This is a genomic window from Micromonospora xinjiangensis (genome assembly GCF_056150165.1).
The window spans coordinates 136,999-153,692 of sequence record NZ_JAXCFO010000011.1 but is presented as its reverse complement, the minus strand read 5'-3'; the positions used below and the strand labels follow the sequence as shown (position 1 = coordinate 153,692).

At 72.2% G+C, this 16,694-nt stretch carries 13 protein-coding genes; 3 read left to right on the top strand and 10 right to left on the bottom strand.

The genetic code is table 11. The annotated features are described in order from the left end of the window. Position 1 precedes the first annotated feature (1 nt). The 3 genes from SM573_RS28430 to SM573_RS28420 all read right to left on the bottom strand — a co-directional run bounded on the left by SM573_RS28430 (position 2) and on the right by SM573_RS28420 (position 5,496). Positions 2 to 1,612 (bottom strand): right-handed parallel beta-helix repeat-containing protein, encoded by a 1,611-nt coding sequence (locus SM573_RS28430; RefSeq protein WP_474614493.1) that lies wholly within the window; start codon positions 1,610 to 1,612, stop codon positions 2 to 4. A gap of 361 nt (positions 1,613 to 1,973) precedes the next feature. Continuing rightward, complete coding sequence (locus tag SM573_RS28425) at positions 1,974 to 3,716, bottom strand: right-handed parallel beta-helix repeat-containing protein (RefSeq protein ID WP_474617449.1); 1,743 nt, start codon at positions 3,714 to 3,716, stop codon at positions 1,974 to 1,976. Between the two features lie 298 nt (positions 3,717 to 4,014). Continuing rightward, positions 4,015 to 5,496 carry an aminopeptidase P family protein gene (locus tag SM573_RS28420; protein ID WP_474617448.1) on the bottom strand — a complete coding sequence of 494 codons (1,482 nt, stop codon included), beginning with the start codon at positions 5,494 to 5,496 and terminating at the stop codon, positions 4,015 to 4,017. A 134-nt stretch (positions 5,497 to 5,630) separates the two neighbouring features. Between SM573_RS28420 and asnB the strand changes: the two genes are divergently transcribed. Then, positions 5,631 to 7,592: an asparagine synthase (glutamine-hydrolyzing) gene (gene asnB, locus SM573_RS28415; protein ID WP_474614490.1), complete on the top strand. Its 1,962-nt coding sequence runs from the start codon at positions 5,631 to 5,633 to the stop codon at positions 7,590 to 7,592. 108 nt (positions 7,593 to 7,700) lie between these two features. Here the strand turns inward: asnB and SM573_RS28410 are convergent, their stop codons facing one another. The 4 genes from SM573_RS28410 to SM573_RS28395 all read right to left on the bottom strand — a co-directional run bounded on the left by SM573_RS28410 (position 7,701) and on the right by SM573_RS28395 (position 12,754). Continuing rightward, on the bottom strand, positions 7,701 to 8,723 hold the full coding sequence (locus tag SM573_RS28410) for a lytic polysaccharide monooxygenase (protein ID WP_474617458.1): 1,023 nt from the start codon (positions 8,721 to 8,723) through the stop codon (positions 7,701 to 7,703). Between the two features lie 317 nt (positions 8,724 to 9,040). Next, the gene (locus SM573_RS28405; protein WP_474614489.1) at positions 9,041 to 11,278 is read right to left on the bottom strand and encodes a xanthine dehydrogenase family protein molybdopterin-binding subunit; all 2,238 of its coding nucleotides are present in this window, start codon (positions 11,276 to 11,278) and stop codon (positions 9,041 to 9,043) included. Next, positions 11,275 to 12,270, bottom strand: a complete 996-nt coding sequence (locus tag SM573_RS28400) for an FAD binding domain-containing protein (RefSeq protein WP_474614488.1) — start codon at positions 12,268 to 12,270, stop codon at positions 11,275 to 11,277. The genes SM573_RS28405 and SM573_RS28400 overlap by 4 nt, the downstream gene beginning before the upstream one ends. Next, on the bottom strand, positions 12,257 to 12,754 hold the full coding sequence (locus SM573_RS28395; protein WP_474617457.1) for a (2Fe-2S)-binding protein: 498 nt from the start codon (positions 12,752 to 12,754) through the stop codon (positions 12,257 to 12,259). Before SM573_RS28395 ends, SM573_RS28400 begins: the two co-directional genes overlap by 14 nt. Before the next feature lie 179 nt (positions 12,755 to 12,933). On the opposite strand from SM573_RS28395, the gene SM573_RS28390 reads away from it, so the two are divergent. Beyond that, positions 12,934 to 14,157 carry an XdhC family protein gene (locus tag SM573_RS28390; RefSeq protein WP_474617447.1) on the top strand — a complete coding sequence of 408 codons (1,224 nt, stop codon included), beginning with the start codon at positions 12,934 to 12,936 and terminating at the stop codon, positions 14,155 to 14,157. On the opposite strand, the gene SM573_RS28385 is transcribed toward SM573_RS28390, so the two are convergent. After that, positions 14,127 to 14,252: a hypothetical protein gene (locus SM573_RS28385; protein ID WP_474614486.1), complete on the bottom strand. Its 126-nt coding sequence runs from the start codon at positions 14,250 to 14,252 to the stop codon at positions 14,127 to 14,129. The genes SM573_RS28390 and SM573_RS28385 overlap by 31 nt on opposite strands. Further along, positions 14,249 to 14,371, bottom strand: a complete 123-nt coding sequence (locus SM573_RS28380; protein WP_474617446.1) for a hypothetical protein — start codon at positions 14,369 to 14,371, stop codon at positions 14,249 to 14,251. Before SM573_RS28380 ends, SM573_RS28385 begins: the two co-directional genes overlap by 4 nt. 95 nt (positions 14,372 to 14,466) lie before the next feature. On the opposite strand from SM573_RS28380, the gene SM573_RS28375 reads away from it, so the two are divergent. Then, complete coding sequence (locus SM573_RS28375; protein WP_474614484.1) at positions 14,467 to 15,402, top strand: carbohydrate kinase family protein; 936 nt, start codon at positions 14,467 to 14,469, stop codon at positions 15,400 to 15,402. A 43-nt stretch (positions 15,403 to 15,445) separates the two neighbouring features. Here the strand turns inward: SM573_RS28375 and SM573_RS28370 are convergent, their stop codons facing one another. Continuing rightward, positions 15,446 to 16,684 (bottom strand): multidrug effflux MFS transporter, encoded by a 1,239-nt coding sequence (locus tag SM573_RS28370; RefSeq protein WP_474617445.1) that lies wholly within the window; start codon positions 16,682 to 16,684, stop codon positions 15,446 to 15,448. Positions 16,685 to 16,694: the final 10 nt, after the last annotated feature.

Here is a 16,694-nt window from a genome sequence, read left to right as displayed (position 1 = left end):
GTCAGCCGAAGCAGTTGGGCGGTGTGGCCAGGCTGCCGAGGCAGTTGGTCGGCCGGTTGGCGGTGACCGCCGACTTGTCGTCGATGATCACGCCGGAGTTGGTGGTGAACACGCCACCCGGCGGCAGGGTGGAGAAGTTGTGCGCCACCTTGGTCTTGTCGAGGCGCACCTCGCCGCCGAGGTTGAAGATGCCGCCGGCGATGCCGATCGGGCCGACCGCCCGGTTGCCGACGACCTCGCTCTTGCGCAGGACCGTGATGCTGCGCTCGTTGAACAGGCCCCCGCCGAAGAACGCGGTGACGTTGTCCTTGATCGAGGTCTCCTCGATGGTGGCCCGGCTGCCGAAGGCGATGGCGAGACCGCCGCCGACGCCGATGGAGCTGTTCTTCTCGACCTTCACGCCGTGCAGGGTCAGCGAGCTGTCCGCCGCGGCGATACCGCCGCCCGCGACGAGCGCCGTGTTGTCGCTGATCTTCGACTGCTTCACGGTGGTGTTGCCCTCGATGTCGAGGATGCCGCCGCCGAAACCGATGGTCTTGTTGCCGCTGATCTCGGTCTTCTCGACCCAGACGGTGCCACCGTCGATGTCGTCGGTGAAGATCTCCGCGGCGCCGTTGGAGATGCCGGCGCCACCGATGCCCGCCTCGTTGTTCTTGATCTTGGCCTCGTAGACCTTCAACAGCCCGGCGTTGAAGACACCGCCGCCGAAGAAGAAGGCGGTGTTCTCGGCCACCGTGCTCTGCCGGATGCTGGTGGTGCCGAAGTTGGCCACGCCACCACCGTTGCCGCCGGACTGGTTCTGCACGATCTCGCTGTGCTCGATGTCGGCCGTGCCGCCCGGCTGCACCAGGATGCCGGCGCCGTCGTTGAAGCCCGGCTCCTCGACGAGCGTGCTGACGCCGTCCTTCGGGGTCGCCTTGGGAACGGCCTTCAGCGTGGTCCGCGGCTCCATGGCGACGGCCTTGCCGGCCTTGGTCGCGGCCGCCTGCGCCTCACCCGAGGCCGAGTACGCCGACCAGACCGCCGCCGGCTCCGGCTGCATCAGCCGGTTGAGGGTCTGGCCGCCCTTGATGGTCAGGCCCTTGACCGTCAGGTGCCCGCCCGGACCGACGTTGAGGATCCGGAAGTACGGAGCGGTGGCGTCCCGGACGATCTTGGTGTCGTGGCCCTTGAGGGTCACCTTCTCGGTGATCACCGGCAGGCCGTTGCCGTACTCGTCGTACCGGGTGAGGTTGTAGGTGCAGTCCTTGGCAAGCTCCAGCGTCGCGCCGTGGTTCTCGTTGGCGAAGACGATCGCCTGGATCAGCTTGTCGGTGTCGCAGGGCACCTCCTTACCCTTGTCGTCCTTGCGGTCCTTGTCGTCCCGCCGGTCGTAGTCGTCCTTGCCGTGCCGGTCGCGGTCGGCGCCCCGGTCGCCGTCCTGGCTGACCTGGGCCGTGGCCCAGCGCAGGCCGTCGACACCGGCGGCACCGGCACCGGTGGCGACGCCCACGCCGGCAAGGCTGACCACGCCGGTCAGTCCGGCGACACCGCTGGCGAGCCAGATCTTGCGGCGGCGCTTGGCCCCCGTCGCCGGCTCCGCGGCCTCGTTGTTGATTCGGTGATTGGACATCGGAGCTCTCTGCCCTCTCCTCGTACCAGACAGGTTCGCGCCGCCTCAGGCGAGCGTCCCCTGCTACAAATCGGTTGTAGCTCCCGAAACCCAACTTATGAGAATCTTCTTCGCCTGGTGCCCATATCCGAAAGAAGCCCGCATTCGGTACACCTGCGGGATGGGCGGGACCGGTCGGGCCCGCGGGGAGCACACCGCCTAGCCGGGGTCGGGCGGGCGCTGACGGGGCACGCGGCCCGACAGGGGAGGGCGCGGGCGGTAGCGCCCGGACGGGGAGGGCCGCCACAGAACGGAAGAGCCCCTCCCCGCCGTCGAAACGGCGCGGAGGGGCCTTCCTCTATGTGAACCAGCCGTTTCGCGCTCAGGCGAAGCAGCGGGGGACGTTGAAGCAGTTGGTCGGACGGTTGCCCGTCACGGCCGACTTGTCGTCCAGCTCCACCTCGCTACTGGGCGAGTTGAAGATGCCACCGGGCGGCAGGGTGGCGAAGTTGTGCGCCACCTTGCTCTCGGTCAGCCGGACCTCGGCTCCGAAGATCGTGAAGATTCCGCCGCCGATCCCCAGCGGTCCGACGGCCCGGTTGCCGACGACCTCGCTCTTGCGCAGCGTCACGGTGCTGTCCTCGACGAAGAGGCCGGCGCCGAAGAATCCGGCGACGTTGTCCTTGACGCTGCTCTCCTCGATGGTCGCCACGCTGTCGAACGCGATGGCCAGGCCGCCACCGACGCCCACCGTGCTGTTCTTCGCGACCGTGACGTGCTTGAGCGTGAGCTGGCTGTCCGCGGTCGCGATGCCACCGCCCGCGAGCACCGCCGTGTTGTCGGTGACCTTCGCGTAGTCCAGCTTCGTCTCGCCCTCGACGTCGAGGATGCCGCCACCGAAGCCGATCGTCTTGTTGCCCGTGACCTCGGTCTTGTACATCCAGAGCGAGCCCCCGTCGATGTCGTCACGGAGGATGCCCGGGGCGCCGTTGGCGGCACCGCCACCGCCGATCCCGGCCTCGTTGTTCTTGATCCGCGACTCGTCGACCTGGAGCACTCCCGCGTTGAAGAGGCCACCGCCGAAGAGGAAGGCGGTGTTCTCGGCGACGGTGCTCTTGCTGATCCGGGTGTGCCCGTAGTTGGCCAGGCCACCGCCGTTGCCGCCGGCCTGGTTCTGCAGGATTTCGCTGTGCTCGATGTCGGCCTTGCCGCCCGGCTGCACCAGGATGCCGGCGCCGTCGTTGAAGCCGGGCTCCTCGACCAGGGTGCCCACGCCCTCGGCGGCCGGCGCGGCCGGGGCCGCGGGGGCGGCGTTCGCCGGCTTCGCCGCCGGGGTCGCCGGCTTCGCCGCCGGGGTCGCCGGCTTGGCGGCCTTCGCCTTGACCGTGTCGGCCTCGACCGTGGCGAAGGTGCCCGCCTTGGCGGCGGCCGTCGCCTGGACCGAGTTCGAGTAGCGCGACCACACCGCCGCCGGCTCGACGCCGATGGCCCGGTTCAGGGTCTGGCCACCCTTGATGGTCAGGTCCTTCAGCGTCAGGTGTCCGCCCGGCCCGACGTTCAGGATCCGGAAGTAGGTCGCGGTGGCGTCACGGACGATCTTGCTCTTGTCGCCCTTGAGCGTGATCTTCTCGGTGATCACCGGGAGGCCGTTGCCGTCCTCGTCGTACCGCGTCAGGTTGTAGGTGCAGTCCTTGGCCAGTTCGAGCGTGCCGCCGTGGTTCTCGTTGGCGAAGACGATGGCCTGGATGAGCTTGTCGGTGTCGCAGGGCACCTTCTTGCCCCGCTCCTTGTGCTCCTCCTCCCGGCCCTTGCCGGCGCGGTCGTCCTGACCGCTCCAGTCGCCGCCGGACCAGTCGTCCTCGCCCTTCCTGCCGTCGTGCTCGGTGCCCTCGTCGGCCTTGCCGGCATCGCTGACATTCTGCTTCGGGGCCGACGCCTGCGCGTCGGACACCCGGTCGGCGCCGCCGGACTTGTCGTCGCGGGCCGCCACGCCGCCCAGTGCCGCGAGCCCGACCACACCGGTCAGGCCGGCGACGCCGGCCGCCATCCAGAGTTTGCGTCGTCCTGATCTCGGCGGCGGGGCCGGAGCGGCCCCACCGTCAGGAGTTGTCACGTCATTGGACATCAGAGCCTTCCGCCCTTTCCTGCTACCAGACGGGGCCGCACCGGCCGAAGACGGCGCGACCAGCTACAAATCGGTTGCAGCCTCTGATCGCCACCGTATGAGAAGGAATCTCGCGAGGAGGACTTATCCGAGAAAACCCCGCATTAGTCTCACATCGGTCAGGGCCGGGGCAAGCCGGTCCGGCGGGACGGGCCCGCTCTGACCAGCACGAACGCGGACGGGCCCCGCAGCCGGCGCGGGACGTCGGAAACGTCACGCCAGCGGCGGGGCCCGCCTCTGTCGAAGTGGTACGCCGGGATCAGCCGGGCAGGCGCGGACCCGCCTCCCGCTGCGCGGCCAGCCACGTCTCCACCTCGTCGGCGGTGCGCGGAAGCCCCGCCGAGAGGTTCACGGCGCCCGTCTCGGTGACCAGCACGTCGTCCTCGATCCGGATGCCGATGCCGCGCAGCTCCTCGGGGACCAGCTCGTCCTCCGGCTGGAAGTAGAGGCCGGGCTCGACGGTGAGCACGTAGCCCTCGCCCAGGGTGCCGTCGCGGTACTTCTCCTTGCGCGCGTTCGAGCAGTCGTGCACGTCGATGCCGAGCATGTGCCCGAAGCCGTGCAGCGTCCAGCGGCGGTAGACGGTCGACTTCTCGTCCATCGCCTCGTCCACGCTCACCGGCAGCAGGCCCAGGTCGGCCAGGCCCTCGGCGAGCACCCGCATGCAGGTCAGGTGCACGTCACGGAACTTCACGCCGGGCTTGATGAACTCCATGCCGGCCTGCTGCGAGGCGTACACGATGTCGTAGACCTGGCGCTGCAGCGCGGTGAACCGGCCGTTGACCGGCAGCACCCGGGTGACGTCGGCGGTGTAGAGGTTGCGGTTCTCCACGCCCATGTCCATCAGCAGCAGCTCACCCGGGCGGGTGGCGCCGTGGTTGTGCACCCAGTGCAGGATCGTGGCGTGCTCGCCGGCGCCCACGATCGAGCCGTAACCGACGTCGTTGCCGTCGTGCCGGGCGCGCAGGGCGAAGACGCCCTCCAGCAGCCGCTCGGAGACGCCCCGGTCGGCCGGGAGGACCCGGGCCACGTCCTCGAACCCGCGTACCGTGGCGTCGATGGCGTCCTGCAGCTGGGCGATCTCCCACTCGTCCTTGACGAGCTTCAGCTCGGAGATCGCCATCGCCAGCTCACGGTCGCGGGCGGGCTGGCCCTCGGCGCGCGGGCCGTCGTAGGGGCGCACGGCCGTGTCGACGCGGGGGTCGAAGCCGCGCAGCACCCGGGTACGCCCCGGCGCCAGGTCGGCCAGGACACCGTCCAGCTCGGTGAGGTCCGCGGTCGGCAGGCCCAGCTCGGTCGACTTCTCGCCGAGCGTGTGCCGGCGGCCGACCCAGAGCTCACCGTGGCGGCTGCGGAAGAACTCGTCGGTCTGCCGGGACGAGCGGGGGCGCATGTACAGCGTCGCGTCGTGGCCCGAGCCGTTCGGCCGCAGGACGAGCACGCTGTCCGGGTCGAGGTCGCCGGTGAGGTAGGCGAAGTCGCTGCCGGGCCGGAACGGGTAGCCCGTGTCGTTCGCCCGGACCTTCTCGTTGCCGGTGGGGATCACCAGCGTCTCGCCGGGGAACGCCGCCGAGAGGGCGGCCCGGCGCTTGGCGTAGTTGGGCACCTCCGGGCGAGGACCCACGGGCAGCTCCGTGTCCCGCCAGCCCTGCCGCATGAAGGACAGGAACGCCTCCGGGAAGTCCGGATCGTGTGATTCGGTGCCGTCCGTCGGCTTGCCGTTGGCGCGCTCCTCGGTCATGCTCCGCTCCCTTTCGCGTCGTCGCTGGTGCCGACGGTACCCGTGGCCCGCCGCGGGCGGCGCCCGCGGGAGCCCGCCTGCGGATCGCCGGACGGCCGCGACGACCGTTCGCCGCCCGTGGAAAGATGACGACCATGTGTGGACTCCTGGCCTTCTTCAGCTCGCGCGGTGACGCCGGCGCGCACCGCGACCACATCGCCGGCGCGTTGGAGTGCCTGCACCACCGGGGCCCCGACGAGACCGGGGTCGAGCTGGTGGGTGACGCGTCCGGCCGGTACGCGGACGGGGTGTTCGCGCACAAGCGCCTGGCCATCATCGACGTGGCCTCCAGCCACGAGCCGCTGCCGTACGCGGGCGGCCGCTACCTGCTCACCTTCAACGGTGAGATCTACAACTACATCGAGCTCCGGGACGAGCTGGTCCGCGACTACGGTGCGCAGTTCGCCACCGCCGGCGACGGCGAGGTGATCGTGGCCGGCTACCACTACTGGGGCGAGCAGGTGCTCACCCGGCTGCGCGGCATGTTCGCCTTCGTCATCTGGGACCGGCAGGAGCGCCGCGCGTTCGGCGCCCGCGACTACTTCGGCATCAAGCCGCTGCACTACCTGGAGACGGCGGACGGCCTCTACCTCGCCTCGGAGAAGAAGGCCCTGCTGCCCTTCGCGCACTCCAGCTACGCCGGTGACGCCGGCATCGACACCGCCAACCTCAGCCACTACCTCACCCTGCAGTACGTGCCCGAGCCCGGCACCCTGCACAAGGGGATCAACCGGATCGGCTCGGGGGAGTACCTGACCTGGACCCCGGGCGGGCGGATCGAGGTGCGGCGCTGGTACCGGCCGGTGTTCCGCCCCGCCCCGGTCGCCGACGAGCAGCGGCTCTACCACGAGATCCGGGAGACGCTGCGGGAGAGCGTCCGGATGCACATGCGCTCGGACGTGCCGGTCGGCTCGTTCCTCTCCAGCGGCATCGACTCGACCGCGGTGGTGGCGCTGGCCCGCGAGTTCAACCCGAACATCCTGACCTTCACGGTCGGCTACGACGTGCCCGGCTACTCCGAGATCGACGTGGCGCAGGAGTCGGCGCGGCACCTGGACGTCACCACCATCCCGACCAAGATCGGGCCGCAGGACATGATGGAGGCGCTTCCCAAGATCGTCTGGCATCTGGACGACCCGGTCGCCGACCCGGCCCTGGTGCCGCTCTACTTCGTGGCGAAGAAGGCCGCCGAGCACGTCACCGTGGTGCTCTCCGGCGAGGGCGCGGACGAGTTCTTCGGCGGTTACACGATCTACCGCGAGCCGCTGTCGCTCAGCACGGTCAACGGCCTGCCGGGTGGGGTGCAGAAGGGCCTGCGGGCGGTCTCCAAGGCCATCCCGCAGGGCGTGAAGGGCAAGAGCTTCCTCGAGCGCGGCACCACGCCGATCGAGCAGCGCTACTACGGCAACGCCCGGATGTTCACCGAGGAGGAGAAGCAGCACCTGCTGCGGCGGTACGACCCGTCGGTGCGCTACACCGACGTGACCGCCCCGATCTACGCCGAGTGCACCGAGCTGGACGACGTCACCAAGATGCAGTACGTCGACCTCTACACGTGGCTGCGCGGCGACATCCTGGTCAAGGCCGACCGCATCTCGATGGCCCACTCGCTCGAGGTGCGGGTGCCCTTCCTCGACCGTGAGGTCTTCGACGTGGCCGCGAAGATCCCGGTGGACCTGAAGCTGCCGCCGCGCTCCGACGCCACCAAGTACGCGATGCGCCAGGCGCTGCAGGGCGTGGTGCCGCCGGCCATCGTCAACCGCAGGAAGCTGGGTTTCCCCACGCCGACCCGGGTGTGGCTGCGCGGCGAGATGTACGAGTGGGCGCGGCACGTGCTGGCCACCTCCGGCGCCGGTGACCTGCTCGACCTGTCGTACGCCCTGCGACTGCTCGACGAGCACAAGCGGGAGGAGGCGGACCACTCCCGCAAGGTGTGGACCGTCCTGATCTTCTGCATCTGGCACGCGATCTTCGTGGCCAAGACGCTCGACCCGGGCATCCAGCGCAACCAGTCCGCACTCCTGACCAAGCCCGTCGTCGGCTCCATGGTCCGCTGACCCACCCCCGACTCGCGCGTTGATCAGGAGGTTTGCGTCATCCGGAGCCGATCCGGTGACGCAAACCTCCTGATCACTCGAAGCCGCGCCGGGGCGGCCGGGAACGGGTCAGCGGCGGGCGCAGGTGACGGTGGGTTGGGTGTTGCCGCCGTTGGCCAGGTAGCCGAACGTCGTGGTGCCCTCCGGTGCGACGGTGCCGTTCCACGACACGTTCGTCGCCGTCACCGAGGAGCCGGACGTGGTCTGGGTGGCGTTCCAGATCTGACTGATCGACTGCCCGCCCGACCAGGTCCACGTCGCCGTCCAGCCGGCGAACGGGGTGCTGCCGTGGTTCATGATCGTCACCTCGCCCTGGTAGCCGCCCTGCCAGGAGTTGACGACACGGTGCACGGCCATGCAGTCACCGGTGTGCGGCGGCGGCGTGGTCGGGTCCGGCGGGGGAGTCGTCGGGTCCGGCGGCAGCGTGCCGCCCGTACCCACGCCGGTGACCTCCCCGTTGCCGCCGTCGAAGGTGACGTCGGAGCAGCCGAAGAAGTTCTCCTGGCTGTCCGAGCGCACCCAGCGCGAGTAGATGACGTGCCGGCCGCTCTTGCCCGACGGCAGGGTGCCGCTGAAGTAGTAGTGCCCCTCGTTGGTGCCGACCGCACCCCGCTGCGGCGGGTTGGTCACCGTCAGGAACGGCTGTTCCTCCAGGTCGCTCCAGGCCAGCGGCCGGGTCGGGCTCCAGCTGTCCTTCGTGACGTAGAAGTAGAACGTCCCCGGGTGGTGGGCCCAGTTGCTGTAGCGGAACTCCATCTGCGCGCCGGCGGTCAGGTGGGTGAGCGGCCAGTCGGTGCGGGCCAGGTCGTAGCCGCGGAAACCGGGGTTGCCGCCGCTGCACAGCTGCCCGTCCGGAATGAAGCCGACGGTCCGGCCCCCGGCGTCCGACCGGAGCACGCTGAACCAGTTGTAGAGCGAGTTCGCGCCGCTCTGCGCCACCGCCGCGGCGCAGGCGGGGTTGTTCGGCCGGATCTCACCGGTCGGGCTGAGGCCGTCCCTCCAGCAGAGGAAGGTCCGGCTGCCCGGGGTCATCGCGGCGCCGTGCGCCTCGGCCGGAGCCGGACGGGTGACGAGGGCGACGGCCCCCGCCATGAGGGTCGCGGCCGCGATGAGCAACGCGGCCGTACGGGAACGGTTCACAGGGGTCTCCTGACTCGCGGGACGCGCCCTGCGGGCCGTTCCACCACGTGGCCGACCCGACCGCCCCGCCGACGACGAGCGGATGCGACGGTCGCGGCGGCCCGCCCGAAGTCGGCGAGCGCCGCGGCGGCCCGCCTCGCGGGCCGGCGCCCCTCAGGTGAAACCCGGCCGCCGGTGGCGCGGCAGCCCCCGCGCCGCCCCGGCAACCGTCATCCCATCACGCGTCCACGCCGGACGCAATAGCCGTTCCTCGATGTGCTGATCGAACCTCAGAGCAGCTTCTCCAGCGTGATCGGCAGCTCGTACTGCCGCCGGCCGGTGGCGTGGTGGACGGCGTTCGCGATGGCGGCGGCCGCACCCACCACCCCGATCTCCCCGACGCCCTTGATCCCGATGGGGTTCACCACGTCGTCGCGCATCTCCACGGTGTCCACCACCACGTCCGGTGCGTCCGCGTTGACCGGCACCAGGTAGTCACCGAGGCTGGAGTTGGCCCAGCGTCCCAGCCGCGGGTCCATCCGGGTCGCCTCCAGCAGCGCCTGTCCCAGCCCCCAGAGCATTCCTCCCATGAGCTGGCTGTGCGCGGTCTTCCGGTTGAGCACCCGGCCCGGCGCGAACACCCCGACCATCCGGCGCACCCGGACCACCCCGAGGTCGGCGTCCACCGCCACCTCGGCCATCTGCGCGCCGAAGGTGTGCACGCCGTACCCGGCGTCCTGCGGCGGCGGATACCAGGTGCCGAGCACCTCCACGTCCGGGGTCATGGTGCGGTGCAGCAGGTCGGCGTACGTCTCACCGACGTCGGGGCGGTCGCAGAGCACCATCTTGCCGTCGCGGACCTCCACCCGGGCCGGGTCGGCGTCGCGCAGCGGCGAGTGGCTGTCGCCCACCGCCCGCTGGATCAGCTCGTCGCGCAACTGGCACGCCGCCACGTGTACGGCGGAGCCGACCGCGCTGGTGCCGGCCGAGCCCACCGCGGCGGTGATGTTCGGCAGGTCGCTGCTGCCGCCGACGAACCGGACCCGCTCCACGGGGAGGCCCAGCGCATCCGCGGCGACCTGCGTCATCGCGGTGAACACCCCGGTGCCGAACTCCGAGACGCCGGCCTCGACGACGGCGGTGCCGTCGTTGTAGATCCGGGCCCGGGCCCGCTGCGGGTTCACGGGCTGGGTCACCGGGTAGAGGGCGCTGGCCATGCCGCTGCCGATGAGCCACTGCCCCTCCCGCCGGGAGCCGATCCGCGGGTCACGGTCGTGCCAGCCGAACAACTCGGCCGCACGCTGGTAGCACTCCCTGAGGCCGCTGCTCGACCACGGGTGGCCGCTCTCCGGGTCGGTGTCGGAGTAGTTGCGCATCCGCAGCTCCAGCGGGTCGACGCCGACCCGCTCGGCCAGCTCGTCCATCGCGCACTCCAGTGCGAACATGCCGGTCGCCTCGCCGGGGGCGCGCATGAACGTCGGGGTGATGGTGTTGCCCCGGACCAGGTGGTAGACGCCCTCGTAGTTCGGGCTCGTGTACGCGATCGACGGGCTCTGCAGCGACGGCTCCGCCCAGTCGTCGAAGGGCGAGGTGAGCGCGATCTTGTGGTGCCGCAGCGCCGTGATCCGGCCGTCGGCGCGGGCGCCGATGGTGATCCGCTGCTCCTGCTCCTCCCGGTGCCCGCACGAGGTGAACATCTGCTCCCGGGTCAGCACCAACCGGACGGGCCGGCCCACGTGCCGCGCGGCGAGCGCGGCCAGCGCCGGGTGGTGCCAGACCATGGCCTTGGAGCCGAAGCTGCCGCCCACGGCGTGGCTGACCACCCGGACCGAGATCGGCGGCAGGCCGAGCAGCTCGGAGACGGTGAACTGGACCGAGTTCGGGCCCTGCGTCGAGTCGTAGATGGTGAGCCGGTCGACGTCCTCCCAGACGGCGGTGCTGGCCGAGGGCTCCAGGGGGTTGTGGTGGTTGGGCGCGAACCGGTAGCTGGCCTCCACGCAGACGTCGGCCTCGGCGAGCGCCTTCGTCACGTCGCCCCGCGACGCCTGTCCGGGCAGGAGGCCACCGAAGATCCGTTCGGGCACGTACGCCCGGTCGCGGCCCTGGTCGAGGAGGGTGATCGCGGGCGTCGTCTCGTACTCCACCCGGATCAGGGTGCCGGCGTGGTCGGCGCGTTCGATGGTGTCGGCGACCACGATGGCGATCGGTTGGCCGGCGTAGTGGACGGTCTCGTCCTGCATCGGGAAGAAGGTCTGCCCGGGCGCGGCCAGCCCGGCCAGCGACGGCAGCAGCCGCGGCACGGTGGCGACCCGGCCCAGGTTGCGGTGGGTCAGCACGGCCAGGACGCCCTCGGCCCGCTCCGCCTCGGTGGTGTCGATCGCGGTGATCCGGCCGCTGGCGGCCTTCGCGTTCACGAGCACCGCGTGGGTTAGGTTGGTCACCGGCACCTCGGCGGAGTAGCGCGACTCGCCGCGTACCTTGAAGCGGCCGTCCACCCGGTTGAGGGTGGCGCCGATCGCCGGGCTCATGTCGTCCCCTCCCGCTGCGTCATCTCCGACAGGGCGCGCACGATCGTGCGCTTGGCCAGCTCGACCTTGAACGTGTTCATGCCGCGCGGCTGCGCCTCGGCCAGCTCGGCCTCGGCGGCGCGGGTGAACGAGTCCGTGGTCGCGGGGGCGCCGTCGAGCACCCGCTCGGCCGCCCGGGCCCGCCACGGCTTGGTGGCCACTCCACCGAGAGCCAGCCGGATCTCCGCGATCTTGCCCGCCACCACCGACATCGCCACGGCCACCGAGGCGAGCGCGAACTCGTACGACTCGCGGTCCCGGATCTTGATGTACCGGGAGGTGGCAGCCACGGGGAGCGGCGGCAGGTCGATGCCGGTCACCAGCTCGCCGTGGGCCAGCGGGTGCTCCCGCTCCGGGGTCCGTCCGGGCAGCAGGTAGAAGTCGTCGACGGGGATGCTCCGCGACCCCGCCGGGCCCTCGGTCCGCACGACGGCGTCCAGCGCCACCAGCGCCACCCCGAGGTCGGACGGGTGGGTGGCGATGCAGCAGTCGCTGGTGCCGAGCACGGCGTGCCCCCGGTTGACCCCGTCCATCGCGTCGCATCCGGTGCCCGGGGCGCGCTTGTTGCAGGCCGCCGCCGTGTCGCGGAAGTAGGTGCAGCGGACCCGCTGCATGAGGTTGCCGGCGACGGTCGCCATGTGGCGCAGCTGGGGGGAGGCGCCCAGCAGTAGCGCCTCGGCGACCATCGGGTAGCGCCGCACCACCGCCGCGTGTTCGGCCACGTCGCTCATCCGGGCCAGCCCGCCGATGCGCAGCCCGCCGTCCGGCAGCTCCTCGATGTGGTTCAGCGGCAGGTCGTTGATGTCGACGAGGCGGCGGGGCTGCTCGACGTAGATGCGCAGCAGGTCGACCTGGGTGGTCCCGCCGGCCAGGAAGGCGCTGTCGGGGTCGGCGGCGACGGTGCCGATGGCGGTGCCCACGTCGCTGACCCGGGAGTAGCTAACCGGCAGCACGGGTGCCTCCCTGCTCGTCACGGACGCGGCGGATCGCGGCGCGGATGTGCGGGTACGCGGCGCAACGGCAGATGTTGCCGCTCATCCACTCCCGGATCTCCGCGTCGTCGCGGGCGTGTCCCTCCTCGAGCAGCGCGACCGCGGACATGATCTGCCCGGGCGTGCAGTAGCCACACTGGAGGGCGTCCGCGTCGAGGAACGCCTGCTGCATCGGGTGCAGGGTGTTGCCGTCGGACATGCCCTCGATGGTGGTCACCTCGCGGTTCTCGCACGTGATCGCGAGCGTCAGGCAGGCCAGCACCCGGCGCTTGTCGACCCAGACCGTGCACGTGCCGCAGGCGCCCTGGTTGCAGCCCTTCTTCGTCCCCGTCAGGTCCAGGCGGTCCCGCAGCGCGTCGAGCAGGCTGACCCGCGGCTCGATCATCAGCGTCCGGTTCTCGCCGTTCACCCGCAGGCGGACCTCGACCTCGCCCGGACCCCGCACCACGGCGCTGTCCGGAGCCGGCGCCGTCCTGGTCGCCTGGTACGACTTCACCAACTCGCACCCCCTCGCATCCGAGCCGACCATATATTCCTGGTCGTATGGTTTTGTGAGCGATAGCCGGACTTGACCCGGTTTGGCGACGACGGGCCCGGCCACGCCGGGAGACGGGAAGAGGACGCGTGCGCGACGTCTTCGACGAACTGCACCGGCGCTGGCGGGCCGGCGAGACGGTGGCCCTGGCCACCGTGGTGGCGACCTGGCGATCGGCGCCGCAGCCGCCCGGCGCGGCGATGCTCGTGGCCGCCGACGGCACGGTGACCGGCAGCGTCTCCGGCGGCTGCGTCGAGGCCGACCTCTACGAGCGGGCGTGCGAGGTGCGCGACGGCGGGCGCCCCGAACTGGTCCGCTACGGCGTCAGTGACGATGACGCGTACGCCGTGGGGCTGACCTGCGGCGGCGTCCTGGAGGTCTTCGTCGAGCGGATCGACCCCACCGGCTTCCCCCAACTCGACGCGGTCGCCCGGGCCCGCCGGGCCGGCGTGCCGGCGGCGGTGGTCACCTGCGTCGCCGCCGACGCCGGGGACCCGCCGGGCGCGGCACCCGCCGACCCGGCCGGGCGGCTGGGCCGCCGCCTGGTGCTCGCCGACGGCCGGGTGGCCGGATCGCTCGGCAGCGATCGGCTGGACGCGGCGGCCGCCGCGGACGCGCTCGGGCTGCTCGCCGCCGGACGCAGCGGGATGCTGCGGTACGGCTACGACGGGCAGCGCCGCGGCAACGCCGTGGGCCTCTTCGTGGCGGCGTACGCCACCCCGCCCCGGATGATCGTCTTTGGCGCCATCGACTTCGCCGCCGCCGTGGCCCGCGTCGGCGCGTTCCTCGGCTACCGGGTGACCGTCTGCGACGCGCGGCCGGTCTTCGCCACCACCCGGCGCTTCCCCGACGCGGACGAGGTGGTGGTCGACTGGCCGCACCGGTATCTGGGGGCGGAGCTGGGGGCGGGCCGGGTCGACGGGCGGACGGTGGTCTGCGTGCTGACCCACGACCCGCGCTTCGACGTGCCGGTGCTCGCGCTGGCGCTGCGCCACGACCTGGCGTACGTGGGGGCGATGGGGTCACGGCGCACCCACGACGAGCGGCGCAAGCGGCTGCGCGAGGCGGGGCTGGACGCGGAGCGGCTGGCCCGGCTGGCCTCGCCGATCGGCCTGGACCTCGGTGGGCGTACGCCGGAGGAGACCGCGGTGAGCGTGGCCGCGCAGATCGTCGCGGCCCGCTGGGGTGGCACCGGGCGACCCCTGGCCGACCTGGCGGGCCCGATCCACCGCGGCGGCGAGGACGACCCCCCGCCGGCCGGCGGGGACGAGGGACGGCGCGGTCAGACCGGTGCCGCGGTGCCCGCCTCGTAGCGCTCGGCGAGGTGCTCCCGGCCGGGTGGCGGCTCGTAGGCCTCCGGCCAGAGCTCGGTGACCAGGCCGGCGTCGTCCAGGTCGACGAAGCTCACCGCCGGGTCTGCGGCAGGTGGTAGACCATCCCGTCGGCGAGCAGGGCGCCGAACCGGGCCGAGTCCCGCGCCTCGCACGCGTCCCGGTACGCCAATACCGTGTCTTCGGCGGTACTCATGCCGCGTACTGTGCCAGCCTGGTGCGACAAGATCTCCCGACGCGGCGGCGTCCCCGGCGGGCGGGCGGCGGCCGGGCGACGAGGAAGGGATCGGGATGGGATACGCGGTGGTGCTCGGCGAGGCGCTGGTCGACCTGCTGGAGACCGAGTGGGACGGCGCGCCGGTCTACCGGCAGGCGATCGGCGGGGGCCCGCTCAACGTCGCCGTCGGCGTGGCCCGGCTCGGCGGCGGGTCCCAGTTCGTCGGCTCGCTCGGCGACGACGCGCTCGCCGGCCGGATCCGCGAGTTCCTCGAGGCCGCCGGCGTCGGCGTCGACGGGGTGGTGGCCGCGCCGGCCCCGACCACCCTCGCGGTGACCACCTTCACCGGCGCCGAACCCGACTTCCGCTTCTACGGTGAGCCGCCCTCCTACAGCCTGCTCAGCGCGGACGACCTCGACGTGGCACTGGTCGAGGGTGCCGACGTGCTCTACTGCGGGTCCATCGTGCTGCTGCGCCCCACGGTGCTCGCCGCGGCCCGCCGGGCCTGGTCGCTCGCCACCGGCCTGCGGGTCTTCGACCCGAACGTCCGGCCACGGCTGCTCTCCGGCCCGGCCGCCCTGGACGGGCTGCGCGAGGTGGTGGCCGAGTTCGCCGCCGGGGCCCACGTGGTGAAGCTGAGCGTCGCCGACGCCGCGCTGCTCTATCCCGACGAGCCGGTCGAGGGGGTCGCCGCCTACCTGCGAGAACTCGGCGCCGCGACGGTGGTGGTGACCCTCGGGGCCGACGGCGCGGTGCTCGCCGCGGCCGACGCCGACCCGGTCCGGGTGCCGGCGCCCCGGATCAACCCGGTGGACACCACCGGCGCCGGGGACTCGGTGATGGCGGCCCTCATCGCCGACCTGCTCGTCGCCGGGGAGCCGGGCGAGCCGGCGGGCTGGGTGGAGCGGGTGGCGTTCGCGTTGCGCGTCGCCGGCCTGGTCTGCGAGTCTCCCGGCGGCGCCACCTCCATGCCCACCCGCGCCGAGGTCCTGGCCCGGTTCAGCGACTAGGGCTGGGCGGGGTCGCCGCGCCGACCGGGGCGCGCGTCGCCGACTACGGGCGCGGCCGGGCCAGGGTCAGTACGGCGGCGAGGGAGAGCGCCACCGCGCCGGCCACCACCGCGGCCATCGGCACGGCGCTGCCGTCGCCGCCGAGGCCGACCAGCGGCGCGGCGAGCGCGCCGACCACCGACTGGATGGTGCCCATGAGCGCGGCCGCCGTGCCCGCGCGGTGCGGATGCCGGTCCAGCCCCAGGGCGGTGCTGTTCGGCGTCACCATGCCGAGCGAGCCGACGAAGACGAAGAGGCTGCCGGCCACCACCCACGCGCTGCCGGCCACCGCGCCGGCGAGCAGCCCGGCCGCGGCGATCGCGCTGACCCCGAGGGCGCGCGTGAGCAGGGTGCGGGTGCCGAAGCGGTCGAGCAGCCGTGCGTTGGCCTGCCCGAGGGCGACCAGGGCCAGCGCGTTGAGCCCGAAGAGCAGGCTGAACGCCGCGTCGGACATGCCGAACACGTCCTGGAACACGAACGACGACCCGGAGATGTAGGCGAAGAGGCCGGCGAAGGCGAGGCCCTGGGTCAGCGCGTAGCCGAGGTAGACGCGGTCGCTCGCGAGCGCGCCCATCGTCCGGCCGGTGGCGACCAGGCCGCCACCGTTGCGGCGGTCGGCGGGGAGCGTCTCGGGTAGCCGCCAGGCCACCGCGGCGGCGAGCAGCAGGCCGATCACGGCGAGGGTGACGAAGACCGCCCGCCACGAGCCGAACCGCAGCACCAGGCTGCCGACCCCGGGGGCGGCGACGGGCGCCACGCCGAAGACCAGCGTGAGCCGGGAGAAGTACCTGGCCGCGGCGCGGCCGGAGTGCAGGTCGCGGACGACGGCACGGGCCACCACCACGCCCATGCCACCGGCGAAGCCCTGGGCGAAGCGCGCCGCGGCCAGGGCGGGGGCGTTGGGCGCGACCGCGCAGACCAGCGAGAGCAGGGCGTACGCCACGACGCCCGCGAGCACCGGACGGCGGCGACCCCACCGGTCGCTGAGCGGGCCGGTGACCAGTTGGCCGAGCGCCATCCCGATGAGGCAGGTGGTGAGCGAGAGCTGGATCTGCGCCTGGTCGGCTCCGAGATCGCGCGTCATCGCGGGGAACGCCGGCAGGTACATGTCCAGCGACAGCGGCCCGAAGGCGGTCAGCAGGCCGAGCAGCACGAGCAGGCTCCGCCCGCCGCCGGCCGCACCGTCGGGGCGCGGCGGCCCGGTTGCCGCCGGTCGTACGGATGGTTGCGCGGACTGCGCCACGAGAGATCTC